The 24,698-nt window shown below is 44.3% G+C and carries 24 protein-coding genes; 21 read left to right on the top strand and 3 right to left on the bottom strand.

Features of this window, described 5'->3' with window-relative positions:
- Positions 1-7: 7 nt before the first annotated feature.
- From MHB79_RS17985 to MHB79_RS17960, 6 genes are all read left to right on the top strand, one after another.
- Positions 8-1,318: a PTS sugar transporter subunit IIC gene (locus tag MHB79_RS17985; protein WP_003215076.1), complete on the top strand. Its 1,311-nt coding sequence runs from the start codon at positions 8-10 to the stop codon at positions 1,316-1,318.
- Between the two features lie 183 nt (positions 1,319-1,501).
- Positions 1,502-2,935, top strand: a complete 1,434-nt coding sequence (locus MHB79_RS17980) for a glycoside hydrolase family 1 protein (protein ID WP_003214840.1) — start codon at positions 1,502-1,504, stop codon at positions 2,933-2,935.
- A gap of 12 nt (positions 2,936-2,947) precedes the next feature.
- Positions 2,948-3,271, top strand: coding sequence for a PTS sugar transporter subunit IIB (locus MHB79_RS17975; RefSeq protein WP_003214599.1), 324 nt, complete (start codon positions 2,948-2,950; stop codon positions 3,269-3,271).
- A 19-nt stretch (positions 3,272-3,290) separates the two neighbouring features.
- Positions 3,291-3,620 carry a PTS lactose/cellobiose transporter subunit IIA gene (locus MHB79_RS17970; RefSeq protein ID WP_003215418.1) on the top strand — a complete coding sequence of 110 codons (330 nt, stop codon included), beginning with the start codon at positions 3,291-3,293 and terminating at the stop codon, positions 3,618-3,620.
- A gap of 65 nt (positions 3,621-3,685) precedes the next feature.
- Complete coding sequence (locus tag MHB79_RS17965) at positions 3,686-4,540, top strand: polysaccharide deacetylase family protein (RefSeq protein WP_340990424.1); 855 nt, start codon at positions 3,686-3,688, stop codon at positions 4,538-4,540.
- A gap of 338 nt (positions 4,541-4,878) precedes the next feature.
- The gene (locus tag MHB79_RS17960; protein WP_340990422.1) at positions 4,879-5,247 is read left to right on the top strand and encodes a glyoxalase; all 369 of its coding nucleotides are present in this window, start codon (positions 4,879-4,881) and stop codon (positions 5,245-5,247) included.
- A gap of 64 nt (positions 5,248-5,311) precedes the next feature.
- Here MHB79_RS17960 and ribD read toward each other — a convergent pair whose 3' ends face one another.
- From ribD to MHB79_RS17945, 3 genes are read right to left on the bottom strand one after another with little or no spacing between them, the layout of a single operon-like run.
- On the bottom strand, positions 5,312-6,403 hold the full coding sequence (gene ribD / locus MHB79_RS17955; RefSeq protein ID WP_034620282.1) for a bifunctional diaminohydroxyphosphoribosylaminopyrimidine deaminase/5-amino-6-(5-phosphoribosylamino)uracil reductase RibD: 1,092 nt from the start codon (positions 6,401-6,403) through the stop codon (positions 5,312-5,314).
- The gene (locus tag MHB79_RS17950; protein WP_003215082.1) at positions 6,390-7,151 is read right to left on the bottom strand and encodes a GTP cyclohydrolase II; all 762 of its coding nucleotides are present in this window, start codon (positions 7,149-7,151) and stop codon (positions 6,390-6,392) included. The genes ribD and MHB79_RS17950 overlap by 14 nt, the downstream gene beginning before the upstream one ends.
- Positions 7,129-8,022 carry a VOC family protein gene (locus tag MHB79_RS17945; protein WP_309216079.1) on the bottom strand — a complete coding sequence of 298 codons (894 nt, stop codon included), beginning with the start codon at positions 8,020-8,022 and terminating at the stop codon, positions 7,129-7,131. The genes MHB79_RS17950 and MHB79_RS17945 overlap by 23 nt, the downstream gene beginning before the upstream one ends.
- Before the next feature lie 176 nt (positions 8,023-8,198).
- Between MHB79_RS17945 and MHB79_RS17940 the strand changes: the two genes are divergently transcribed.
- The 15 genes from MHB79_RS17940 to cydC all read left to right on the top strand — a co-directional run bounded on the left by MHB79_RS17940 (position 8,199) and on the right by cydC (position 24,678).
- A complete protein-coding gene (locus tag MHB79_RS17940; protein WP_050944548.1) occupies positions 8,199-8,531 on the top strand; it encodes a winged helix-turn-helix transcriptional regulator in 333 nt (110 codons plus the stop codon).
- A gap of 370 nt (positions 8,532-8,901) precedes the next feature.
- Entirely contained in the window at positions 8,902-9,360 is a 459-nt protein-coding gene (locus MHB79_RS17935; RefSeq protein WP_034620280.1) for an NEAT domain-containing protein, read from the top strand.
- Positions 9,361-9,380: 20 nt separating this feature from the next.
- Positions 9,381-10,034 carry a heme uptake protein IsdC gene (isdC, locus tag MHB79_RS17930; RefSeq protein WP_034620342.1) on the top strand — a complete coding sequence of 218 codons (654 nt, stop codon included), beginning with the start codon at positions 9,381-9,383 and terminating at the stop codon, positions 10,032-10,034.
- 18 nt (positions 10,035-10,052) lie between these two features.
- The gene (locus MHB79_RS17925) at positions 10,053-11,870 is read left to right on the top strand and encodes an NEAT domain-containing protein (RefSeq protein ID WP_003215039.1); all 1,818 of its coding nucleotides are present in this window, start codon (positions 10,053-10,055) and stop codon (positions 11,868-11,870) included.
- Positions 11,871-11,945: 75 nt separating this feature from the next.
- On the top strand, positions 11,946-12,833 hold the full coding sequence (isdE, locus tag MHB79_RS17920) for a heme ABC transporter substrate-binding protein IsdE (protein ID WP_003214804.1): 888 nt from the start codon (positions 11,946-11,948) through the stop codon (positions 12,831-12,833).
- Positions 12,834-12,866: 33 nt separating this feature from the next.
- Complete coding sequence (locus MHB79_RS17915; RefSeq protein ID WP_340990417.1) at positions 12,867-13,853, top strand: FecCD family ABC transporter permease; 987 nt, start codon at positions 12,867-12,869, stop codon at positions 13,851-13,853.
- Positions 13,840-14,610, top strand: a complete 771-nt coding sequence (locus MHB79_RS17910) for an ABC transporter ATP-binding protein (RefSeq protein ID WP_003214769.1) — start codon at positions 13,840-13,842, stop codon at positions 14,608-14,610. The genes MHB79_RS17915 and MHB79_RS17910 overlap by 14 nt, the downstream gene beginning before the upstream one ends.
- A gap of 26 nt (positions 14,611-14,636) precedes the next feature.
- Entirely contained in the window at positions 14,637-15,389 is a 753-nt protein-coding gene (gene srtB, locus MHB79_RS17905) for a class B sortase (RefSeq protein ID WP_003215377.1), read from the top strand.
- A gap of 18 nt (positions 15,390-15,407) precedes the next feature.
- Positions 15,408-16,346: an ABC transporter substrate-binding protein gene (locus MHB79_RS17900; RefSeq protein ID WP_106035737.1), complete on the top strand. Its 939-nt coding sequence runs from the start codon at positions 15,408-15,410 to the stop codon at positions 16,344-16,346.
- Positions 16,343-17,356: a FecCD family ABC transporter permease gene (locus MHB79_RS17895; RefSeq protein ID WP_340990414.1), complete on the top strand. Its 1,014-nt coding sequence runs from the start codon at positions 16,343-16,345 to the stop codon at positions 17,354-17,356. Before MHB79_RS17900 ends, MHB79_RS17895 begins: the two co-directional genes overlap by 4 nt.
- 1 nt (position 17,357) lies before the next feature.
- Positions 17,358-18,479: a heme oxygenase gene (gene isdG / locus MHB79_RS17890; protein WP_106029455.1), complete on the top strand. Its 1,122-nt coding sequence runs from the start codon at positions 17,358-17,360 to the stop codon at positions 18,477-18,479.
- Positions 18,480-18,800: 321 nt separating this feature from the next.
- The gene (locus MHB79_RS17885; protein WP_003214979.1) at positions 18,801-20,216 is read left to right on the top strand and encodes a cytochrome ubiquinol oxidase subunit I; all 1,416 of its coding nucleotides are present in this window, start codon (positions 18,801-18,803) and stop codon (positions 20,214-20,216) included.
- Positions 20,203-21,219: a cytochrome d ubiquinol oxidase subunit II gene (gene cydB / locus MHB79_RS17880; RefSeq protein WP_044140290.1), complete on the top strand. Its 1,017-nt coding sequence runs from the start codon at positions 20,203-20,205 to the stop codon at positions 21,217-21,219. The genes MHB79_RS17885 and cydB overlap by 14 nt, the downstream gene beginning before the upstream one ends.
- Positions 21,219-22,955: a thiol reductant ABC exporter subunit CydD gene (gene cydD, locus MHB79_RS17875; RefSeq protein WP_340990412.1), complete on the top strand. Its 1,737-nt coding sequence runs from the start codon at positions 21,219-21,221 to the stop codon at positions 22,953-22,955. The genes cydB and cydD overlap by 1 nt, the downstream gene beginning before the upstream one ends.
- Complete coding sequence (gene cydC / locus MHB79_RS17870; protein ID WP_340990410.1) at positions 22,945-24,678, top strand: thiol reductant ABC exporter subunit CydC; 1,734 nt, start codon at positions 22,945-22,947, stop codon at positions 24,676-24,678. Before cydD ends, cydC begins: the two co-directional genes overlap by 11 nt.
- Positions 24,679-24,698: the final 20 nt, after the last annotated feature.

Genomic DNA, 24,698 nt, shown 5'->3' with positions numbered 1-24,698 from the left:
ACAGATCATGAGCTTCAAGGAGAAAGCGGCAGACGTCATGGGGAATGTGGCTTATCGCATCACGAATCAGAAGTATATTATGGCGATTAAACAGGCATTTGTCACACTGATGCCAATCATCATTACAGGGGCTTTTGCTGTATTGGTGGCAAATATGATCATGAGCCCGGAAACAGGGCTTGCTCATTTTGAGATGTTCAGATTTTTAGCGGAGCTTCAGCCAATTATGAAGGCAATCAATTATGCCACGCTGAACTTTTTAACGATTGGGGCTGTGTTCCTCATCGGGATAGAGCTTGGGAAAATCAACGGGCACAAGTCCCTGTTCCCAGGGCTGATGGCATTGATTTCATTTATATCTGTTATTCCAACGACACTTCTTCTTGAAGTGGATGGATCGATGCGTGAGGTTGTAGATGTACTGGCAAGGCAATTTTCCGATCCAAAAAGCTTATTTTTAGGGATGATCATTGCGATCGTATCTGTGGAAATTTTTTGTAAGCTGACCGAGGTGAAATGGCTGCAAATCAAGATGCCAGATTCAGTTCCATCGAATGTGGCAACATCTTTTTCATCACTTTTTCCTTCGATCATTACGATTACGATCATTAGTTCATTCGGCTTTGCATTTCACCGTTTGACAGGTATTTATTTGCATGAAGCAGTGTATAACGTGGTGCAACGCCCGCTAGAAAGTGTTGTACAGGGTCTACCGGGGATTTTAACGTTGATGTTTGTGGCGCAATTCTTCTGGGTGATCGGCATCCATGGCAACCAGATGATCAAACCGATCCGGGAGCCGCTCTTATTAGGATCAATTGCAGTGAATATGACAGCATTTCAAGAAGGAAAAGAGATTCCGAATATCATCACGATGCCATTTTGGGATGTGTATATGAGCATCGGTGGTTCAGGTGTGACCATTGGGCTTTTAATTGCGATTTTTATTGCTGGAAGAAGGGAAGAGATGCGAAGTATTGCCAAGCTCTCATCTGGTCCGGGTCTCTTCAACATCAATGAACCCGTTATTTTTGGCTTACCTGTCATGTTAAACCCTGTGATGGCAATTCCATTTATCGTCACACCACTTGTGACAGGAACGATTGGTTACATTGCGACAGCTACAGGGTTTGCTGGAAAAGCCGTCGTGATGGTGCCGTGGACGACACCACCGATTGTGAATGCATGGCTGTCCACCGCTGGCAGCATGGGGGCTGTCATCACACAGGTCATCTGTATTGTGGTCGCAGTCTTCATCTATTTGCCATTTGTTCTCTTGTCTAACCGCAAACCAGAAGCGGCACCAGATTCAGAATAAAAGGAGAGGCAGGAATGAATATGCAATTCAGGTGGTACGGAGAGGATGATCCCATTTCACTTGACCGTAAATATACGAAAAAAGGGCAGGAAGTCTCGATATGGGGGCAATTGTGAAGGCTATGTATTTGCAAGGATTTTGGGAAGGACTTCACGTTCAAACGAGGAAAGGGAAGGTGGCGACATGAACAGAATCGAGATTCCAAGAGATTTTATCCTAGGTGCTGCGGCCTCTGCTTGGCAAACGGAGGGATGGAAGGGAAAGCAAGCGCATCAGGACTCGTACATCGATTTATGGTATAAGAACGGGTATCACGTTTGGCACGAAGGATATGGCCCGGCTGGTGCGACGAACTTTTACGAGCGCTATCCAGAAGATGTAGCTCTCATGAAAGAAATCGGTCTGACTCATTATAGGACATCGATCAATTGGTCGAGGTTTCTCATCGATTACGAGAAGGGGATTGTGGATGAAGCATATGCCCGTTACATTGATGATTTGATCAATGAATTAATCGCAGTAGGTGTAGAGCCGATGTTTTGCTTAGAGCATTATGAGCTTCCAGCCGTGCTGCTTGAAAAGTACGACGGATGGTCATCAAAGCATGTCGTCGAGCTGTTTGTTCTCTATGCGGAAAAGGTGTTTGAGCGATATGGAGACAGGGTCAAGCATTGGTTTAGCTTTAATGAACCGATTGTTGTCCAAACACGCGTGTACCTAGATGCTATACGTTATCCCTTTGAGCAAAATACGAAGAAATGGATGCAGTGGAACTATCATAAAGCGCTGGCAACAGCAAAAGTAGTGAAGCTGTTTCGGGAGATGGGATTGAAGGAATCGACAGGTGCAAAAATTGGGGTGATTCTCAATCCAGAAGTGACGTATGCAAGATCCTCTGCCCCACATGATCAAGAAGCGGCACGGATATATGATTTGTTTTTCAATCGAATGTTCTTAGATCCCTCCATCAAAGGAGAGTATCCAGAAGAACTGCTTGATGTGTTAAAAAAGCATGAGATTCTTTTCGATGCGACAGAGGAAGAGCTTCAGGTCATCAAGAATCATACGGTTGATGTCGTTGGGCTCAACTTATACTATCCGCATCGTGTCAAAGCACCGAGTAAGGCGTGGAATGAGATGACACCATTTCACCCGTCTTATTATTACGATATGTTTGAGCTTCCAGGAAGAAAAATGAATCCATTCAGAGGGTGGGAAATCTACCCAGACATTGTCTATGATATGGGCATGAGAATTAAAGCAGAATACGGAAATATTGAGTGGTTTGTGGCCGAAAACGGCATGGGTGTAGAAAAGGAAGAACGGTTTAAAAAAGAAGACGGTATCATTGATGACCAGTATCGCATTTCATTTATCAGCCAGCATTTGAAACGGGCACTTCAAGTGAAAGCAGAAGGCTCAAATTGCACGGGCTATATGCTGTGGGCTTTTACGGATAATGTATCGCCGATGAATGCCTTTAAAAATCGCTACGGATTAGTCGAAATCCAGCTGGAAAATGAACGGAATCGTCAGTTGAAGGCATCAGCGTATTGGTACCAGACATTAATTAAAACAAGGGAACTGAAGGCCCAAACAGAAGTCAACTATCGATAGGAGTGTTGGGATATGAAACGAATCATTCTCGCTTGTGCCGCAGGAATGTCGACATCCATTGTAGTGTCCAAAATGAAGGCAGCCGCAGAAGCGAAGGGGCTGGAATATGAGATATACGCCATACCTGAAGGGGCTATTGCGGATGAATTAGAAGAGCATGGAGAAGATGTGCAGGTGATTTTACTTGGACCGCAAGTAAGCTTTATGAAAAAGGCAGCAGAAAAAACAGCGGCACCTTACCAAATACCTGTTGATGTCATCAATGTGAGATTATACGGAACAGCGAACGGAGAAAAAATACTAGAGCATGCTCTGAAACTAGCAAATGAATCTTAAGTAATTGGAGGAGAAGCAGATGACGGTATTAGAGGAAATGCAGGGAGCAGCCTTTCAAATCATTGCTCATGCAGGCGAGGCAAGAAGTTATTATGTCGAAGCGATTCGTCTAGCAAGAGCTGATGATTTTGAAAAAGCACAGCAGTTGATTGAAAAAGGGGAGGAAGCGTTTCGAAGCATCCACAACCTGCACTTGTCGCTGATCCAAAAAGAGGCGGCAGGTGAGCAGCTTCCCTTTTCTTTACTGCTGATACATGCAGAAGATCAAATGCTCACAACAGAGACCATTCATCTGCTTGCCATCGAAATGATTGAAATGTGTAAAAAAATGAACACCCTGTCAAAATAGATATCAGGTAGTAACCAATTTCTGTTATAATCATTCGATAGATAGAGAGAAAGCAGGATTGGTGAATGAAAAAAACATGTATGTTGATTGCGGTTGGTCTTGTGGCGCTGCTCATTTCGGGTTGTATGGGAACGAAGGAGCAAACGGAAGGAAACCAGCAAGTAGTCAAAGAGGAAAAGGGTCAATTACAAGCAAAAGAAACAAAACAGATTCAGCAGAAAGAAGAGGCAGAGATAGATACACAAAACTGGATTAAGCAAAAGGAACCGGTAGAGCTTCCGATTTTGATGTATCACAGCATCTCCAGCGGTAACTCGCTTCGTGTACCAAAGAGCGAGTTTGCGGCTCATATGAAATGGCTGAAGGACAACGACTATGTCACGCTGTCGCCAGAAGAAGCGTACCACGTCTTCACAACAAATACGAAGCCAAGTGAAAAGTGTGTCCTTATTACATTCGATGATGGATATACCGATAACTATACAAAGGCATTTCCGATTTTAAAGCAGTATGGAATGAAGGCAACGATTTTCATGATTGAGCAATCCATTGGCCGTCCGAACCACTTAACGGATGAACAAATGGATGAAATGATGGCAAATGGGCTATCGATTGAGAGTCATACTATTCATCATTTAGAGCTCAATCGTTTATCAAAGAAGCAGCAGAAAGAGGAATTAAAAGGGTCAAAGGCATTCTTTGATCAACGTTTTTCTCAGCGTACGAGAATGGTCAGCTATCCTGTCGGGCGCTATAACGAAGACACGCTAAAGCTGGCGAAGCAAGCCGGTTATCAAATGGCTGTCACCACTGAACCAGGACATGCGAAGAAGGAACAGGGCATGATGTCCTTGCACCGTGTTCGAGTGTCACCGGGACTTTCACCCGAAAGCTTTGGCAGGCTGGTAGAAGGGAAGTAACTATCAATGTTTCACATGAAACATTTTACGACAAGTTTCACCAAAATGAATCACTACACATGATATGTCTTGGTTTCAAATGTCATTACAAGAGACACTTAGATGGACAGAACTTTCATTACAATGGGAGTTCTGTTTTTGAAAAAATTTTGCACTGTCATTTAGATGAAATCAATCAAACTCTACATCGTATGAAACACCTCACTGAAGGACTCCAAGTATCAAGCCCACCAATGAAGCAAAGAACAAAAATACCCAAGCAAATTTGCTCAGTATCACAAAAACTTAAGAAACACTTCATAGAAAAACCAATTGAGAAAAGAAAGGAAGAGAGGATTATGTCAAATTTTGTTGGAATCGATCATGTTCAATTAGCTGCCCCAAAAGGTAGTGAAGAGAAAGCACGTTTGTTTTTTGGCGGAATTTTAGGAATGGAGGAAATACCCAAGCCTAGTAAGTTAGTTAAACGTGGAGGTGTCTGGTTTCAATGCGGTCATCATCAGCTTCACATTGGAATACAGGATCATTTCCAAGCTGCAAAGAAAGCCCATCCAGCTTTTCTTGTAAAGAGTCTATCGGAATTAAAAAAGGCATTATTGAATCACCACATTAGCATCAGAGAAGATGAGCCATTGGAAGGAGCCATCCGGTTCTATGTAGAAGATCCCTTTGGGAATCGAATTGAATTTTTAGAGAGAACAGACTAAAAAAAACTAGATTTTTAAAAACAAGGCGGCTGTTGAGGAGATCTAAACAGCCGCCTTGTTTTTGTTATTGATAAACGGGATAGCCCGTTATTTTAATATCTTTCCCAAGTGTTTCTACTGAGAGCTGATCCAATTCAATGGCATCACTCATGAGACGTATGCCTTCGCCTCCGAAAAAGGAAGGAGAAAGTCTTCCGCCAATGAGTTTAGGTGCCATATAAATGACCAATTTATCTACAAGCTGCTGTTCTAAAAATGAAGCATTGATCTGGCCGCCGCCTTCAATCATGAGGGAGGAGACATTTCTTTCTCCCAGCATTTGAAGTACTTCTTGCAGGGGCACCCGCGTCTCGCTGTCTGTTACAAAGACGCTGACGCCGGCTGCTTCTAAAGCGGCTCGTTTTTCCTCATCGGCTTGCTTTGTTGTAAAGATCCATGTTGGTGCCATCTGATCAGTGACGATCTTTGCTGTCAGCGGTGTTGAGAGCCTAGAGTCTAAAACAATTCGAATCGGATGATGCCCATTTGGAATCCGTGCAGTTAGTGAAGGATCGTCATGAATAACAGTTTGAGCACCGACCAAAATCGCATCATTGATGCTGCGGATATGATGAGCATCATAACGGGATGTCTCAGATGTAATCCATTTGCTGTCAGACGTAGCAGACGCAATTTTTCCGTCTAAGGTAATACCTGCCTTGAGCGTCACGAAAGGTGTTTTTTTCGTAATAAAATGATTAAACACTTCATTCATGAGAATGGATTCCTGCTCAAGTACGCCTGTAATCACTTGGATGCCAGCATCTTGTAAAATGGCGATTCCGCGGCCAGCGACAAGCGGGTTCGGGTCAAGTGCTGCCACGACAACGGTTTCGACGCCTGCTTTCACAAGTGCCTCCGCACAAGGACCTGTACGGCCATGGTGGGAACAAGGCTCGAGGGTCACATAAATAGTGGCTCCTTTTGCCTTGTCTCCAGCCATTTTAAGTGCATGAATTTCAGCATGTGGTTCACCGGCTTTCATATGAGCACCGACTCCAACAATTTCATTATCGCGCACAATCACAGCCCCGACGAGCGGGTTCGGTGATGTCTGGCCTTTCATTGCCCGTGCATTTTCTAGGGATAGATTCATATATCGCTCATGATGTGGCAATCGTACGCACCTCTTGCTCCGCCTTCATGTGACCTGAGCGGTTGATTTTTGTCTGCAAGTATTTTTCATTAAACTCTGAGACATCACCCCAAAGCGGAATACGTCCAGAAAGAGATAAACCTGCATGGCTGATGGCATCTGTCTTTTTCGGATTATTGGTAATGAGTCTGACTGGCTTTGTACGAAGTGTTTGAAGAACCGCGATGGCTTCTTCATATTGACGCGTGTCATCTTCAAAGCCGAGTGCTTCGTTCGCTTCTACTGTATCGTAGCCGTTTTCTTGAAGGATATAAGCCATGGCTTTCGTGAAAAGTCCAATACCTCGGCCTTCATGGTTGGCTAAATAAAACAGGGCACCTGCACCATTGTCCTCAATCATTCGCATGGACTGCTTCAATTGGAATCCGCAGTCGCAGCGCTTGCTTCCGAAAATATCACCAGTGTGACAAATGGAATGCATGCGGATAAGAGCTTCGTCAGCGTGCTCGAAATCTCCATACACTAGTACGCTTGACTGCTGATGATCGGCAAGCTGGCGGGAGGAGAGGCTTTCAATTAAAGCTTCATCTGACAATGGCTCTAACCCGTCGTCTTTTAACCATGAATACCAGTTGAACATCACCGTTCTGCCGTCTAAATTCACTGGCAATTTAATGGGTCCAGTGATATATATATACCCGTCTTCTTGCTGTACTCGTTTGATTTTATCTTTTAAAATGGCTGTTTTAAGATCTGTGTGTTTGTCCATATTCTGCACCTTCTTTTTTGTCTGTTTCTTCAATCTGTAAACGAACGAGAACGCCAAATGGATCAACAAATTCGTTACTTTTCCCTATTGTTTTCACTTGAGTGCCTGCTTTTGTTAGGCGCTCAACGACGGACTGTCTGTCTGCTTCTTGTGGGAATACAAGTGTATAGCTTCTAATTCCTGAAAAACGTGGATCAATGGCTCCTTTTCGTCCGCGTCCCCATGCATTAAAGGCAAGGTGATGGTGGTATACACCAGCGGCGATAAATACGCTTGCTGGTGGAGCCATTCGGATATGAAAACCGAGCGTATTGACATAAAAGGAATCAGCTTCTTCTGGGTTCAGATGGAAATGTAAGTGTCCCATGACTGTCCCAGCCGGAAGTCCTTCCCACGTCGTATCAGCGGCTTCTTGCAGGAGACCATCTCCATCAAGAGGTGCATTTCCGCCACCTTTCAGTTCTCCATGCTCACCTACCCAAACGTCCTCAGGGCGATCAGCATATATTTCTACGCCAATGCCGTCAGGGTCACTTAAATAAATGGCTTCACTGAAAAAGTGATCGCTTGCTCCAATTAAAGGATAGCCTTTTTTGATCACATGTGCCAGCCATGTGCCCAGGTTTTTTCTGGTAGGTAATAAAACAGCAAAATGATAAAGTCCTGGCTCGTGATCAGGTTTCTCTTTTAGCTGTGCATCTTCTTTTAACAAAAGGATTGGTTCCTTTGCATTGCTGCCAAGTGTCACTGTGGAATCTGTCTTTTCTAATATAGAAAATCCTAAAATATCTGTATAAAAAGGTAAAGAACGCTCAAAGCTGGATACATGTAACTCTGTTACACCCAATCTTAGCTCCTCAATTGTCTTCAAGCTCGGTCATCTCCTTCATGATATATGCATCGGCATGTTTAAATGTTTTTGAAAATATATAAAAATGAATACCTTGTTACTTAAAGTAACTAAACTATATAATAGTTAGTAACTTATTTCAAGTAATTAATTATGTTATAATGAAAAAAAGAGAGAAAAGCGGGAGGGAGTAAGGTATGGCTCAAGTAGATGGCTGCCCAATTACAGATGCCATGGAGATTCTAGGCAAGAAGTGGGTCATTCTCATCATCAATCAGCTTCTGACAGGCCCTAAGCGTTTCTGTCAGCTTGAAAATGAAATGAACATCAGCGGCAGATTATTATCTGAAAGGCTGAAGGATTTAGAGGCTGAAGGACTCGTTGAGAAAAACGTATACCCTGACATTCCAGTACGGATTGAATACGAATTAACAGCGCAAGGGAAGAAAATAGAGCCGATTATTCGTGAAATGTATGCTTGGTCTTTAGAACGTAAAAACAGCAAAAAAGGGGAACATGTTCCTTCCTAATCGATTTCGATCAGTCTGTCTGATCGAAATTTTTTTGTGCGATTTTCCAGAAATCTAAGTCAATAGTATGAAAAATGATGTTGACAATAAATTCACTCATCATATAAGATCAAGAAGAAGAGGGTTCTTTTCCCTGTAATGGAATGGAGGTCATGCCATGGTATCATGAATGGGACAGATTGCCTAAAACACGTGTCAAACCATCATTTAGAAACAGACATCTTTGGCTTTTAGGAAGCAAAGATTTATTTTTTCAACTCAATTGATAATGATTATCATAATCATCTATAAGTGTGATCAAGCGCTTATGAAGGTTATTTTTTTTATTATCCGTTGAGAATAATTATCAATATCATTTAGGAGGGTTCACATGAAAGCCATTCGTTCAACATCACACGTATTATTGTTCTTTAGCTTTGTTCTATTATTTGCTCTAGCCCCGATTAGCTCAGCCTCAGCAGCAGGCTTAGCAGATGGTCAACATTCAGCACAATATGTGGTATGGAAGGCAGATAGCGATTCGACTTCAACAGCGAATACGTATTTTGAAAAACCAGCCAAGCTTGTCGTGAAGGATGGAAAAATCAAAGCACAAGTCACGTTAACGAATAGTTCTTGGATCACTAGCTTTAAAACACTTGAACAAGGTGTCTACAAAGATGCGAAGGTGATCAGTACAAACACAGCTGCGAATAAGAGAACAGTAGAATTCAACGTGAACAGCCTGACAGAAGTCGTACCAGCAAAAGTGAGCGTGACTGTACCGGTCATCGGATATACAGGTAATTACGACATCCGTATCAAGTTTGATGCAGCATCTGTTCAGTAAAAAGGGAGGAAATTCGCTTGATGAAAAAAATGATGAGGCTATCAGTCTTCATGACCGCTTTATTATTGGCACTCATGCTGCCTTTTTCAAACGCACAGGCTGCCACGTTAAAGGATGGTACATACTCCGTCAACTATACTGTGCTCAAGGCTGAAGGAAATGCGGTCTCTATGGCAAATGACTACTGGCTGAAGCCAGCAAAAGTGATTGCAAAAAATGGGAAGCTGACAGTACAAATGACCATTAAAAATAGCAGCTGGGTGACGGAATTTAAAGTCCCCGGAAATGGCGGCTATGTCGATACAACGGTTCTCTCAACCAATAAAAAAGCCAACACAAGGATTGTTCAGTTCCAAGCTCAGAGCTTGTCTAAACCAATCAAATCAAAAATTCATGTCACTGTAAAATCTGCTGATTATGATCATGATTATACCATTCAGCTGAAATTTGATGAGAGCAGCATGAAATCACTTTCGTCTAACAGCACAAACAAATCAGCGGGTGAAGCAGAAAAGCAGCAGCCATCAAAAGAATCAACGAAAACATCTGATTCATCCACGACAAAACAAGAAGAGAATCCTCAAACTGGTGATACAAACCAGACAGGGTGGCTCCTTGTGCTTGCTCTATGCTCAGGCGGATTTTTAGCAAGAAAGTGGATCATTAAGCATTAAGGAAGGAAGTGTCACCATTTGAAACGTCTTTTTCATCTAAAGGCAGCCATTCTGCTCGTTTTATTCAGTTTATTGACTGCATTTCAGATTCCTCAAGGAACGGCTCAAGCTGCATCATTTGTTGATGGTGAATACACGGTCGGATTCACTGTTTTAAAAAATGGCAGCACAGAAGCGTCCATGATGGATACGTATACAGAAAAGCCAGCTAAGCTGATTGTGGAAAATGGCAAGACGACTGCCTATGTCACACTGAAGCAAAGCAAAGAGATTACAGATTTCAAGGTCGAACAAAATGGCGCTCTTGTCACCACTGAAACTGTCAGTGAGGATGCAACTGCCAATACACGTGTGATCAAGTTTGATGTTGCCGACCTATCAGCCAAATTAAACGGCTGGGTGAAAATTTACTGGGATTTAGGCGGCTTTATTTATGACGAAGCATATGACGTACAGCTTGCATTCGATCAAAGCAGCCTAACGCTCGTTACACCTGCAAAGCCAGACGATAACGAAACAAAACCAGATGACCAAAATGGCACAAAGCCAGACGATAACGAAACAAAGCCGGATGACCAAAATGGCACAAAGCCAGACGATAACGAAACAAAGCCGGATGATCAAAATGGCACAAAGCCAGACGATCAGCAGACAACACCAGACAATAACAATGGTACAAAGCCAGTAGATTCCGCGCAAAACCAACTGAAAGATGGCGAGTACCGCATCAATTACAGTGTGCTCAAAGGGGATGAGGACGAGGCATCTCGGATGAACCAATACTTCTCACATCCTGCATCCTTAACCGTCAAAAACGGAAAGCAAACCATTTCCTTTACGGTGAAGGACAATACGTCTGTTGCTTCTTTGAAAATAGAGAAAAACGGCTCTTATCAAGAAGTGAAGACCGTCAGCACAGATCAAGCAAAGAACACAAGAGTGGTGTCATTTGATGTCGCTGATTTGAAAAAAGCGGTCAAAGGAAAAGTTCACATTGTAGTAGCGGCCGCCCACTATGACCAAACTTACGATATTCGTTTTCAATTCGATGCAAAGAGTATCGCGCCACTTAAAGGCGGACAGGTAGAGGAAGAAACACCTGCTGCACCAGAAACACCAAAACCAAACACACCATCACCAGAAACAAATAACGGCGGAGTTGCTCAAGAGACGGCTCAGCTTAAAGATGGTGTATACAAGCTTCCTTTCTCAATGAAGAAAGCAGACAAGGATGAGCTTTCTCGTATGAACGATTACGTCGTGAGCCCTGCGACATTGGTTGTGAAAAATGGCCGCCATTTCGTTTCATATACAGTGAAGAATAGCTCAGCCATCACGTCCTTCCAAGTAGGAACAGGTGGCAAGTTTGAGGAGACGCTTGTTGCAAAAACAGATCAAAAATCAGATACACGAGTGATTCAATACGAAGCCAAAAGCTTAAGCACGGCTCAGGCAGCACGCGTAAAAATTGATATTCCAGCTGCGAATTATCATGAGCAGTACGATGTCAAACTTATCTATGACACAAAAGGAATTGCTCTTGGTGAAGGAAGCGGGATTCGATCGATCATCGGAGACGATGAGAGTATCGGCTTTGTCAAAAATCCAAATGATCGCGATTCTCAATCAAATCAACCAAATCAACTTGAGAATTTAGCGCCAGAGGAAACAGGTGCAGAGCAGCTAACATTTACTCCATCAGATGACCAAACCAAGTCTGAGACTGGACAGCTGAATCCAAAAACAGGAGATACCTCTCTTCTTTGGGTGTATATTCTTTTATTCGGCGGGTCATTATTCGTACTCGTCAGAAAGTATCAAACAAGAACAAGATAGATGGTTTAGTTGAAGTGAGATGCGCCGAGATCATCGACGCATCCACTCTCTTTTTTCGAAAGGGGGCTTCTGTTTTTGAAGCATCGAATGTTATGTACCTTGATCGCTGCCCTTAGTGTGTGCGTGATCTTATCGGGCTGCTCACAGTCAGCTGAAAGCTCAGCAAAAGGCAAAAAAAACGCAGATTCAAATGCGCGCATTGTGGCAACGACTGTAGCTGCTGTGGAGATCATGGATGCCTTAGAGATCGATCTTGTTGGGGTGCCAACAAGCCAAAAATCATTGCCAGCTCGTTATAAAGGACTGCCAGAAGTCGGCAATCCAATGAGCCCAGATATGGAAATCATCCAATCACTTCAACCGACAGATGTCCTGTCCGTTACAACCCTTCAATATGATTTAGAGACACCCTTTCAACAAGCAGGTGTCCCTGCCACATACTTAAATCTCGAGAGCATGGCTAACATGGAGAAGGCGATTACGAAGCTTGGAGCTCAGTATGACAGAAAGAAACAAGCCGAGCGCATTGTGTCTGACTTTGAGCAAAAAAAGAAAGACATACAAGAGAAGACGAAGGGAAAACGAAAGCCATCCGTTCTGATTTTGCTTGGTGTACCAGGCAGTTATTTGGTGGCGACAGAGCATTCATATATTGGTGATCTTGTGCGGATCGCAGGCGGGGAGAATATTGTCAAAGGTGAGAAAATGGAGTACTTGGCTTCCAATACGGAGTATTTACAAAAAGCCAATCCAGATATCATCCTCCGTGCCGCACATGGGATGCCAGATGAAGTCGTCCGCATGTTTGATCAAGAATTTAAAACAAATGACATTTGGAAGCATTTTCATGCAGTCAAGCAAGACCGGGTGTATGACCTCGAAGAAAGCTTATTCGGGACAACGGGCAATTTAAAGGCAGCAGAAGCACTAGATGAACTAACGCGTATGCTGTATCCGTCATAAGCGGCGAATTTGAATGATAAAAGGACGTTTAAGATGAAAAAAACAGGGATTTTATTTCTGACAGTCAGTGTCTTACTGGTGTGCGTGTTTATTTATTCCGCCATTACGGGGAGCATTCATGTCACCCCGATTGAATTATTGGAAGGGCTCATCACCGGTCAACATGCACAGGTAGAAATCATTAAAGATCTCAGAATTCCTCGCATGCTCATTGCCATGTTTACAGGGGCCGCCTTATCAGTCTCCGGTGTACTGCTGCAGTCGGTCATGAGGAATCCATTAGCTGATGCCGGCGTCATTGGGATTTCATCAGGAGCCAGCTTCTTTTCTTTAATGGCAATAACAGCACTTCCTCAATTTTATTTCTACTCTCCTTTATTTTCGGTGTTAGGTGGAGCCATTGCGTGTCTCCTCGTGTATGTTCTGTCTTGGAAGGGTGGATTAAGTCCCATCCGCATGATTTTGGTTGGGATCGCCATCAATGCCATGTTTACTGGAATGGCTGAAGCATTTGTGACCATTTGCAGCTATTTCAATATCACGATCAATCAATCAGGACAGTCGAATCTCACGATGAAAACGTGGGGAGATGTTCGCTTAATCGGAGTCTATGGCGTCGTCGGCCTTGTCGTAGCCCTTTTCTTTAGCAGATGGTGTAACCTCTTGGCTCTTCAGGACAAGACAGCGAAAAATTTAGGATTGCGTGTGACCAGAATGCGCCTTTTGATTTCCATCACAGCTGTATTGCTTGCGGCGGTGACAGCAGCGGTAGCGGGCGTGATTGCCTTTGTCGGTTTGCTTATCCCGCACATTTCAAGAAGACTTGTCGGGTCTGATCACCGGGTACTCATTCCATTTTCTGCGTTAAGCGGGGCTTTGCTGATTCTGACGGCTGATACGCTCGGCAGGACGCTTGTCGCGCCAAATGAAATTCCTGCTTCTACGATCATGGCCGTGATTGGCGGGCCATTTCTGATCTTTTTACTAAGAAGGGGGGACCGTCTCCATGGACATTCGTGAGGTGTCATTCTCATATGACCAGCAGAAGGACATCGTTCAATCGGTCACAACACACATTGAAAAGGGGAAAATCACAACCATTATCGGTCCGAATGGCTCAGGGAAATCTACACTGCTTTCATTGATGGCGAATAACCATGCTCCAAACAAAGGGCAAATTCACTTAGACGGCCAAGCACTGAATGCATTTAAGCCAAAGGAGCTGGCAAAAAAGCTGGCTGTCGTCCATCAGCAAAATGAAGCGCCGCTTGATTTAACGATCGAGAGGGTCGTGGCATTCGGCAGAACGCCGTACCAGACGATGCGAGGTGGAGACAAGGAAGAGGATGAGAGAGCGATAGAGTGGGCACTTTCCAGTACAAAGCTAACGGAAAAACGAAAGGTGCCGCTCGCCTCATTGTCAGGTGGTGAGCGGCAGCGAGTATGGATCGCGATGGCACTTGCGCAAAAAACGTCGATCCTTTTCTTAGATGAACCGACAACCTATTTGGATATCTATTATCAATTTGACATTCTTGAGCTGATCCGTGAGCTCAATGTCGTACATGGACTAACAATCGTTATGGTGCTGCACGACATGAACCAGGCTGTCCGCTACAGCGATGTCATCATTGCGATGAAGAATGGCCGGATTATGAGTGAAGGACAGCCAAACGATGTCTTAACAGAAGAAAATGTGCGGCACATTTATGATGTGTCCGTCACGATTAAACAGGATGCAGAAACAGGGATGTATATCGTGCCTGTTGGGATATAAGCTGTGCAAAAAGCAGGTGAGACAGTGTGAAAAGAGGAAAACGGGTCTGGCAGCGGATGCTGACGATCGTCTGTTTAGGTGTATTCATTTATAGCGGGTCGGCCATTGGCTTAGAGCTGTTCGGCTATTATCAAAATCGTCAGGTGCTTGCAAAGGCTCAGACGATGTATGGACATGAGCAAGGAATGAATGAAAGCCGGGAGCCGGGAACCATTCGTACGTCATTTGATGAACTGCGGAAGGTAAACGATGACATTGTCGGCTGGATCAATATGAAGGACACGATGATTCAGTACCCAATCGTCCAATCTCGCGATAATGCGTTCTACTTAACCCGTAATTACTTAAAAAACGACACCCGGGCAGGCAGTATTTTTATGGATTATCGCAATGACGTCTTGCATGAAAGCCCGAATACTGTGGTGTACGGGCATCGGATGAGGGATGGGTCCATGTTCGCTGGACTCACAAACTATTTAAAAAAGGATTTCTTCGATGAGCATCGGACATTTCAGTACGATACGCTGTATCAAAGCTATGAGGCGGAGATTTTTGCCGTGTATGAAACAACGGTGGACTTCGATTATATTCAAACCGATTTTCGAGATCTTGGCGAATATGCGCACTACTTGCAAGCTGTGCGGAAAAAATCAATCTACCAAACGAAAACAGACGTGTCCACCGATGACCTCATTCTCACTCTATCGACCTGTGATCATGTGCTTGCACCGAAAAATGGGCGTCTCGTGGTACAGGCAAAGCTAAAGAAAGTTTACTAGAAAAGGAGAGACAGACGGTTGAAATTTTCACATGTGATCTTCGTGGGACTTGTCTTGATGCTTCTCCTCAGCGGATGCAGTCAGGCAGCACCTGTAGAGAAAGGGAGCGGTCAAGGTGCACTGAAGATAAAGGACTTTGCCGGCAGAACGCTGTCGTTTGAGGACTCCCCTCAGCGTATTGTCTCATTATCGACTGGAGACATGAGCATCCTATATGCCTTAGGCGGTGAGGTGGTCGGTCGTCCGGACGCCGAATTACCAGAGAGCTTACAACAGGCTACATCAGTCCAAACAATTGGTACCACACATCAATTTGATGTAGAGCTCATCACAAGCTTAAAGCCCGATGTTGTACTTGGGAATGAACAATTAAACAGCAAGGACATCTCTACAATAGAAGGAATTGGTTCACAGCTTCTTTTGACAAGTGCCAATTCAGTGAAGGACATCCAGCGCCAAATTACGTTATTCGGAGATTTGCTAGGGAAGCAGCAAAAGGCAAAAGCGCTTAACAAGCAAATCGATCAGCGGAAAAAGCAGGTCAAACAGCCTCAGAAAAAAGTGAAGACACTCGTTGTATACGGGGCACCAGGCACATATATGGCGGCACTTCCTCAATCCTTAAGCGGAGATTTACTGCACATCGCTGGAGGGACGAACATTGCTGAGAATGAACCGGCACTCGAGAAATTCCCTCAATACGCTCAAATCAATGCAGAAAAGGTCATCGAAGCTGATCCTGATCTTATCCTGCTTATGACCCACAGCAATCCTGAAGATGTGAAAGCGGGCTTTTTGAGTGAAATGAAACAGAATGCCGCATGGCACGATGTATCAGCCGTCAAACATGGACACGTCGAGATTCTGCCTAGTGATCTATTTGGGACGAATCCAGGCGCAGACGTGATGAGAGCGATTGATGAGCTAGAGAAAAGATTGAAGCGATTGTCATCATGAAAATGAAGGCAGAATTAGATTTTCAAAAAAGACAGTCGAGGCGAAGATGGCTGATACCCGGACTATTCATCTCGTTAGTTGTAGGCGCATGCCTAGGGCTTGCATTAGGTTCTGTTCAATTATCACTGCAAGATTTACTCGCTGCTTTGACGGGATCAGGTCAGCCTGTCCATGAGAAAATTGTGATGGATTTACGCCTACCGCGCGTTCTCATCGGTTTCATCGTTGGGGCCTGTCTCGCAGCATCAGGGGCGATTTTACAAGGAGTTGTACGAAATCCACTCGCTGACCCTGGCATCATCGGTGTGACGGCTGGCGGCGGATTGGCTGCTGTGCTTAGCATGATTGTGTTTCCGCAATTCACGTATTTGCTGCCAGCCGCTGCTTTCCTTGGCGCTTTATTAGCGGCACTTGTGGTGTATATGCTCTCATTTGATCAAGGGGTTTCACCGCTGAAGCTGATTTTGGCGGGAGTGGCAGTCAATGCCCTGCTTGGGGCGGTGATGAATGGGTTTATGGTGCTTTATAGTGAGCGTGTGCAGGCTGTTCTGCCCTTTTTATCAGGAGGATTAAATGGACGGAGCTGGCATCATCTAACCTTCGTGTCGCCATATGCGCTTGCTGGGTTGTGCCTTTGTTTTTTTGCCATCAAGCCGGCAAATCTTCTTTTGCTTGGCGATGAATCGGCTCAGCTGCTCGGTCTCAGAGTAGAGCGCACCCGGTTTTTCTTAATTGCACTGGCGGCACTTTTAGCTGGTGCAGCAGTAAGTGTGAGCGGCTTAATTGGATTTGTCGGACTGGTCGTTCCTCATTTTATCCGTCTTTTAATTGGAGATGACTACCGGTATCTGCTGCCGATCTCGATGCTGGGCGGAGGCGTGCTTGTGGTTTTTGCAGATACAGCCGCAAGGGTATGGTTTACGCCAGTTGAACTGCCTGTCGGTATCCTGCTTGCCTGCATCGGTGCACCTTTCTTCCTCTATTTATTAAAAAAGAAAGGGAGGGGTTAAGTTGGATGTGATCGCTATGGATGACGTGAGTCTCAGTCAAGGAGGCTTTCAGCTGTCATCTATTTCAGCAGCTGTTCCTAAAGGAAGCGTGACAGGAATTATTGGACCGAATGGATCAGGGAAGTCGACTTTTATTAAAGCAGCCGCACGTCTTACGTCAATCGAAAGCGGCACGATATACATTCACGATATACCGCAAAAAGAGATGACAGCTCAGGAGATCGCAAAGGAAATCGCCGTTCTCATGCAGTCGAGAACAGCCATTCCATCTATGACCGTACGGGAGCTGGTCGCACTTGGACGCAGTCCGCATCGTTCGATCTGGAAAAAAAGCTCGAAGACAGATCAAGAAGCGATTGAGTGGGCGCTTGATGTGACCAATAGCCGGATCAATGAAAATAGAATGCTGCATACATTGTCTGGTGGAGAAAGGCAAAAAGCGTATATTGCGATGGCGCTCGCTCAGAAGACAGAGACGATTATTCTGGATGAGCCGACAACTTACTTAGATATTGCGCATCAGCTTGATTTACTAGAGCTGCTCAAACAGCTGAATAAGACGCATGGAATCACCATTTTAATGGTTCTTCACGACCTGCAGCAGGCAGCAAAATATTGTGACCGCCTTATTGCGATGAAGCGTGGTCAGATTTATCAAATAGGGACACCAAAAGAAGTATTAACAGAAAGCTTTTTCAAAGAGGTCTTTGGGATTCAGGCTGAGGTTCACTTAGACGGTGAGCATCCGCTTATTATTCCAATCGCTTCGATCCAACAACAAAAGGGAGATGAACAAAACATGATCATTGTCAACAACCAGGTAAGAGTAGAAAAAGGCAGTGCCGACCACCTCGTCAAGCGTTTTAACAAGCAGGGACAAGTAGAATTCATGGAAGGATTTTTAGGCATGGAAGTATGGGTCACACAGCAGACAACCGATTACGATGAAGTGACCATTCATACACGCTGGAATCGAAAAGAAGACTTTGTGAATTGGACAAAATCTCAGGCATTTGGTGATGCGCACGCTCATGGAAAAGCGAAACCTGAAGGTCTATTAAAAAACAAAATTACGTACTATGAAGTGCAAGTCACTAGACCAGCCTTACAGAAAAAAGCCTAAAAAAGAAACACAGCGCTGCAGCTCACGTGCAGCGCTATTTTTTTACTTTCTGTCACATATTTTTGACAAAGTATTCAAACAACTGACACAATACCATCCAGTTTTTAGGTAAAATTTACTTTATTTTTGAAGCGTATGGGTGTAAAGTACAGGTATAAATAACTAACCGAATGAAAAGCAAGAGTAAAATTTCACCGAGTAAATCATTTCAAACAGGCTATTATTTGTGAATCATTGAACAAATAGTGAACATTTTGTGAAATGGTGAGCATAGACATTTCGAATCATTCGGCATGTGAAAGTAAGGGAGGATGTAAGGCTGTGAGTGAGCTGTTTTTAGCAAGATTTCAATTTGCTTCAACGACATTATTTCATTTTATTTTTGTTCCTATGTCAATAGGTTTGGTGTTTATCGTTGCATTGATGCAGACCCTTTATGTCGTCAAGAAAAAAGAGATTTATAAAAAGATGGCGAAGTTTTGGGGTCATCTATTCTTACTCAATTTTGCAGTAGGCGTGGTGACAGGGATTCTCCAGGAATTCCAGTTTGGGATGAACTGGTCAGATTATTCAAGGTTTGTCGGTGATGTATTTGGTGCACCGCTTGCCATTGAAGCACTGCTCGCCTTTTTCCTTGAATCTACATTTATTGGACTTTGGATATTCGGCTGGGATCGTCTGCCGAAGAAGATTCATTTATTGTGTATTTGGCTTGTTTCCCTTGGTACGATCTTTTCGGCGTTTTGGATTTTACTCGCCAACTCATTTATGCAAGAGCCAGTTGGATTTGTCATTAAAAATGGCCGTGCAGAAATGAATGACTTTGGTGCTCTTGTAACGAACCCGCAGCTTTGGGTTGAATTCCCGCACGTTCTGTTTGGTGCGCTGGCTACAGGTGCATTCTTTATTGCAGGAGTTAGTGCCTATAAAATGATCAAAAAACAAGAAATCGCCTTTTTTAAAAAATCCTTCCAGATTGCCATGGTTCTCGCTTTAATTTCTGGCTTAGGTGTGGCGTTCTCTGGACATGATCAAGCGAAGCACTTAATGGAATCACAGCCGATGAAGATGGCAGCAAGTGAAGCCCTTTGGAAGGATAGTGGAGATCCAGCGGCTTGGACACTATTTGCCAATATTGATACAGATAAAAAAGAAAACTCTGCGGAGATCAATATTCCGTTTGCTTTAAGTTACTTGGCTTATTCGAAGTTTAGTGGAGATGTGCCAGGCATGTTGACCCTTCAAAAAGAATATGAAGCAAAGTTTGGTCCTGGAGACTACATTCCGCCAGTAAAAACAACTTTCTGGAGCTTTAGAATCATGGTTGGTGCAGGCATGCTGATGATTTTTGCCAGTATGATTGGATTGTACTTGAGCTTTAGAAAGAAACTCGAAACGAACAAATGGTTTTTACGCTTCATGGTAGGGATGATTGCCTTCCCATTTATTGCGAACTCAGCTGGCTGGATCATGACTGAAATTGGGCGTCAGCCGTGGACGGTCTTTGGTATGATGACGACGGCTCAATCGATTTCGCCAAACGTATCGTATGGCATGCTGTTATTCTCAGTCATTAGCTTTACGACGATGTATCTGATTCTTGCCATCTTGCTTGCCTACCTATTCATTCGAGAAATTAAAAAGGGTGCACATTCGGAAGAGGATACAGATCAAAAGGATGAAACGGACCTGTCTACAGATCCATTTGATGGAGGCGCATATCATGGCATATCTTAACGAGATTTGGTTTATTCTTGTCGCAGTATTATTTGTTGGATTTTTCTTCTTAGAAGGATTTGATTTTGGTGTTGGGATGTCCATGCAGCTGCTTGGAAAGGATGCGCACGAACGCCGCATTTTAATTAACACGATTGGTCCTTTCTGGGATGCGAATGAGGTCTGGCTGATTACAGCTGGGGGCGCTATTTTCGCTGCTTTCCCTAACTGGTATGCCACGATGTTCAGTGGATACTATATACCGTTTGCGGTTCTCCTCTTAGCACTCATCGGGCGCGGAGTCGCCTTTGAATTCCGAGGGAAGGTTGAGAAAGCCTCTTGGATCAAAGCATGGGACTGGGTCATCTTCTTTGGCAGTCTGTTGCCGCCGTTTTTACTCGGTGTGCTATTCACAAGTATTTTACGCGGGATGCCAATTGATCAAGACATGAACATGTACGCTGGTTTTACGGATTTTGTGAATCTTTATTCAGTGATTGGCGGGTTAGCTGTGACGGTTCTTTGCCTTCTGCACGGATTGATTTTCGTCACACTTCGTACAGAGGGTGATTTAAGAGATCGTGCGAGAAAGCTTGGCAAGCGTGTCCTGCTTATTGCGCTGCCAGTTCTTGTCCTATTTGTTGGTGTATCTATCATGGAAACAGACATTTATACGGTACGCCCGATCATCACCATTCCGTTAACTGTCCTCATTGTGGTTTGTTACGTAGCGGCGCTATTCTTTATGAAAAAAGAACGTGATGGCTGGACATTCCTATTCACAGGTGCGGGCATCATGGTGACAGTAACGATGCTGTTCACTGCATTGTTCCCGCGCGTCATGATTAGCTCAATCAACCATACGTTTGATCTGACCATTCAAAACGCTGCATCTGGATCTTATTCACTGACGGTGATGACGATTGTTGCCATTTCTTTGCTGCCCTTTGTGCTTGGGTATCAAATTTGGAGCTATTACGTCTTCCGTAAACGTGTAAGCGGTAAGGAGCCAATGACCTACTAATGGATAAACGTTTGCTTCAATTAAAAGGAATGAGAGGGCTTCTTGCCCTCTTAGGTATTGTGTCACTCATCCAAGGAGCAAGTATTATTTTCCAAGCACAGTGGCTGGCACATGCCGTTACTACGCTGTTTGACGGGAAAAGCCTTTCGCAGGCAACGCCTTATGTCCTGCTGTTTCTTGCTGCCTTTCTGGTGCGGCACGGTCTCACCTTGATTCGGGAGAAGGTCATGTTTACCTACTCTTCCCGAATTGGAGCAGACGTCAGAAAACAGCTGTTAGACCAACTCTTTCGTTTAGGTCCAGCTTTTACAAAGAAAAAGGGTACAGGAAAGCTTGTCACATTAGCGATGGAGGGAATTGCTCAATATCGTCAGTATTTACAGCTATTTTTACCGAAGATGGTGAACATGGCTGTGATACCGGCAATGGTCCTCATCTATGTTTGGACATTAGACGAAACATCTGCCGTCATTTTAATCGTGACGCTGCCGATTTTAATTATCTTTATGATTTTGCTAGGTCTTGTCGCTCAGCGTAAAGCGGCCAAACAATGGAGATCGTATGAGAAATTATCCAATCATTTTACTGACTCTCTCCGCGGCCTTGAAACGCTTCGTTATTTAGGCATTAGCAAAAAACATTCCCGCAATATCGGGGAAGTGTCAAAGCGATATCGAAAGGCGACCATGAGCACGCTGAAGGTCGCATTTCTTTCATCATTTGCGCTTGATTTCTTTTCCATGCTGTCGATTGCAACCGTCGCTGTCTTTCTTGGCTTGCGATTAATTGAAGGAGAGCTTCTGTTATTGCCGGCTTTGACGGCGCTCATGCTGGCACCGGAATATTTCCTGCCAGTACGTGAAGTGGGAAATGATTATCATGCCACGCTAAATGGAAAAGAAGCGAATGAGGCGATGCAGGTCATTTTAGAAGAAAAGGGCTTCCGCGCGCAGGAAACACAATCAGTGAAGTTGAACGAGTGGAATGAACAGTCTGCGCTCACCCTGCAAGATGTGAGTGTCCAGCATGACGAACATGCCCCTTATTCGATTCAGGATGTAGATCTCACTGTGAAAGGGAAGAAAAAAATCGGAATCATTGGTGCCAGTGGTTCAGGGAAATCGACATTAACCGATGTGCTCGGCGGCTTTGTTGAACCGACCTCAGGTCAAATCACACTAAACGGCCAGCCGCTTGTTCATTTACAGATGAAGGAATGGCAAAAAGAAGTCGTCTATATGCCGCAGCACCCTTATTTATTTCACATGACATTAAGAGAAAACATTCGTTTTTATGAACCACATGCAACAGATGAAGAAGTGGAAAGAGCTGCCAGTGAAGCTGGCTTATCTCAGCTCGTGACGCAGCTGCCAAATGGTCTTGATGAGGTCATTGGAGAACAGGGAAGAGGGCTAAGCGGCGGACAGGCACAAAGAATTGCGCTTGCGCGAACGGTGCTGGGCAAGCGGTCTATTATGCTGTTAGATGAACCAACGGCACATCTCGATATTGAGACAGAGTATGAATTGAAGAAAACAATGCTTCCGCTGTTTGAAGATAAACTTGTGTTCTTAGCGACACATAGGCTCCATTGGATGCCGGACATGGATGAGATCATTGTCATGGATCAAGGAACGATTGCGGAAATGGGTACACATGAATCATTGATGCAAAGAAAAGGCGTGTATTATCAATTGGTACAGGAGCAAATGGGGGCGGTCACACATGGTAAGTAAAGGCTGGTTTATACCTTATATCAAGGAGAATCAAAAGCTGTTTGCGCTAGTTTTATTTCTAGGGGCAATTGCAGTATTCTCTGCTTCTATGCTGATGTATACGTCAGGATTTCTCATTTCAAAAGCTGCCACAAGACCTGAGAATATACTTATGGTCTACGTTCCCATTGTAGCTGTCCGTACCTTTGGTATTTCGCGCTCAGCTGCCCGCTATGCAGAAAGATTGGCGAGCCACCAGCTCATTTTGACCATGATTGAAAAAATGCGTGTCCGTCTATATGACATGGCTGAACGAAGTGCGAAACAGACAAAGCTGGGTACAGGTGAAATGCTGGGGCTCTTGTCAGATGATGTTGAAAGACTGCAGGATGCCTATTTAAAAACCATCTTTCCATCTATCGGTGCGCTGCTTTTATATGCCGCATCGATTGGGGCACTTGGTCTATTCTCGTGGCCTTTTGCTGGCTTGATGCTGCTTTATATGGCACTTCTCGTATTTGTTTTCCCATACGTCACCGTGCTAGTGAACCGGGCGAGACAAATTCAAATGAAAAAAGGCAGAAATGAACTGTACAGCCATTTAACAGATGCCGTCATGGGCGTGAGTGACTGGTTGTTTAGCGGTAGGCAGAAAGATTTTGTTGATGAATATGAACAGAAAGAAGCGCAGCTGTTAGCGCTTGAAGCAGCTAAGCACCGATTTATCCGTCTGCGCCAGTTTTTTGCACAGCTTATCATTGGAGGAGCTGTCGTGCTTGTCGTGTATTGGAGCGGTTCCGTTGTTCAGTCAGGCTCGATGTCACACACCCTGATTGCAGCCTTCGTGCTTGTGCTATTTCCGTTAACGGAAGCCTTTCTTCCACTCTCAGATGCAGCAGGTGATATTCCAGTCTATCAGCATGCTGTCAGCAGATTACATCATTATGAAAAGCTTTCGTATGAAGGAGAATCAGAGCGCAAGACAGCGGATCAGTCAGCTGTTTCCCAAAATGACGCTGTTTCTTTTGATCGAGTGTCCTTTGGGTATGATTTGCACCAACACGTGCTAAAGCACCTGTCATTTTCATTGAAGCAAGGAGAATCACTCGCTCTCTTAGGAAAAAGCGGTGCAGGAAAATCGACTATTTTGAAGTTGTTAGAAGGAGCTGTCGTGCCAAACCAAGGAGCTGTCAGTATCCAAGGGAAACCGGTCGAAAGCATTCGAGAGAACGTGTCCACCTATGTGTCAGTACTCAATCAACAGCCGTATTTATTCGATACCTCTGTTTTAAACAATATTCGCTTAGGCTCTCCAAATGCGACAGAGGAGCAAGTAAAAGAAGCAGCGAGACAAGTGCAGCTGCACGATACCATCGAATCTTTGCCAGAGGGCTATCACACCGGTGTGCAGGAGACAGGAATTCGTTTCTCAGGTGGAGAAAGACAACGGATGGCGTTAGCCCGGATTTTGCTGCAAAACACCCCGATTGTTGTATTAGATGAGCCCACCGTCGGACTTGACCCACGCACAGAGCGTGAGCTGCTTGAAACCATTTTTCATGTGTTAAAAGGAAAAACGGTCATTTGGATTACCCATCATCTCACTGGCTGTGAGGCATGTGACCGCATTATGTTTATTGAAGATGGACAAATTGAGATGCAGGGGGAGCATCAGGATTTACTGAAAGAAAACCTGCGCTATCAAAAATTGTATGAGATGGATCGTCCGTTTTCTACAATATAAATAGATGAAATGACAAGAAC

Origin of the sequence: Bacillus sp. FSL M7-0558, assembly GCF_038003245.1 — a bacterium.
GTDB classification, from domain to species: Bacteria; Bacillota; Bacilli; order Bacillales; family Bacillaceae; genus Bacillus; species Bacillus pumilus.
The sequence above is the reverse complement of the archived record's forward strand: the minus strand, read 5'-3'. Positions and strand labels throughout refer to the sequence as shown.

Excerpts from the sequence above, each read along its gene's own strand:
- MHB79_RS17965 (WP_340990424.1), top strand. The coding sequence starts at position 3,686 with ATGAAAAAAACATGTATGTTGATTGCGGTTGGTCTTGTGGCGCTGCTC.
- isdC (WP_034620342.1), top strand. The coding sequence starts at position 9,381 with ATGAAAAAAATGATGAGGCTATCAGTCTTCATGACCGCTTTATTATTG.
- cydB (WP_044140290.1), top strand. The coding sequence starts at position 20,203 with ATGGCATATCTTAACGAGATTTGGTTTATTCTTGTCGCAGTATTATTT.
- MHB79_RS17950 (WP_003215082.1), bottom strand. The coding sequence starts at position 7,151 with ATGGACAAACACACAGATCTTAAAACAGCCATTTTAAAAGATAAAATC.
- cydD (WP_340990412.1), top strand. The coding sequence starts at position 21,219 with ATGGATAAACGTTTGCTTCAATTAAAAGGAATGAGAGGGCTTCTTGCC.
- MHB79_RS17980 (WP_003214840.1), top strand. The coding sequence starts at position 1,502 with ATGAACAGAATCGAGATTCCAAGAGATTTTATCCTAGGTGCTGCGGCC.
- MHB79_RS17910 (WP_003214769.1), top strand. The coding sequence starts at position 13,840 with ATGGACATTCGTGAGGTGTCATTCTCATATGACCAGCAGAAGGACATC.
- MHB79_RS17940 (WP_050944548.1), top strand. The coding sequence starts at position 8,199 with ATGGCTCAAGTAGATGGCTGCCCAATTACAGATGCCATGGAGATTCTA.
- MHB79_RS17985 (WP_003215076.1), top strand. The coding sequence starts at position 8 with ATGAGCTTCAAGGAGAAAGCGGCAGACGTCATGGGGAATGTGGCTTAT.
- MHB79_RS17935 (WP_034620280.1), top strand. The coding sequence starts at position 8,902 with ATGAAAGCCATTCGTTCAACATCACACGTATTATTGTTCTTTAGCTTT.
- cydC (WP_340990410.1), top strand. The coding sequence starts at position 22,945 with ATGGTAAGTAAAGGCTGGTTTATACCTTATATCAAGGAGAATCAAAAG.
- MHB79_RS17960 (WP_340990422.1), top strand. The coding sequence starts at position 4,879 with ATGTCAAATTTTGTTGGAATCGATCATGTTCAATTAGCTGCCCCAAAA.
- MHB79_RS17915 (WP_340990417.1), top strand. The coding sequence starts at position 12,867 with ATGAAAAAAACAGGGATTTTATTTCTGACAGTCAGTGTCTTACTGGTG.
- MHB79_RS17895 (WP_340990414.1), top strand. The coding sequence starts at position 16,343 with ATGAAAATGAAGGCAGAATTAGATTTTCAAAAAAGACAGTCGAGGCGA.
- MHB79_RS17975 (WP_003214599.1), top strand. The coding sequence starts at position 2,948 with ATGAAACGAATCATTCTCGCTTGTGCCGCAGGAATGTCGACATCCATT.
- MHB79_RS17970 (WP_003215418.1), top strand. The coding sequence starts at position 3,291 with ATGACGGTATTAGAGGAAATGCAGGGAGCAGCCTTTCAAATCATTGCT.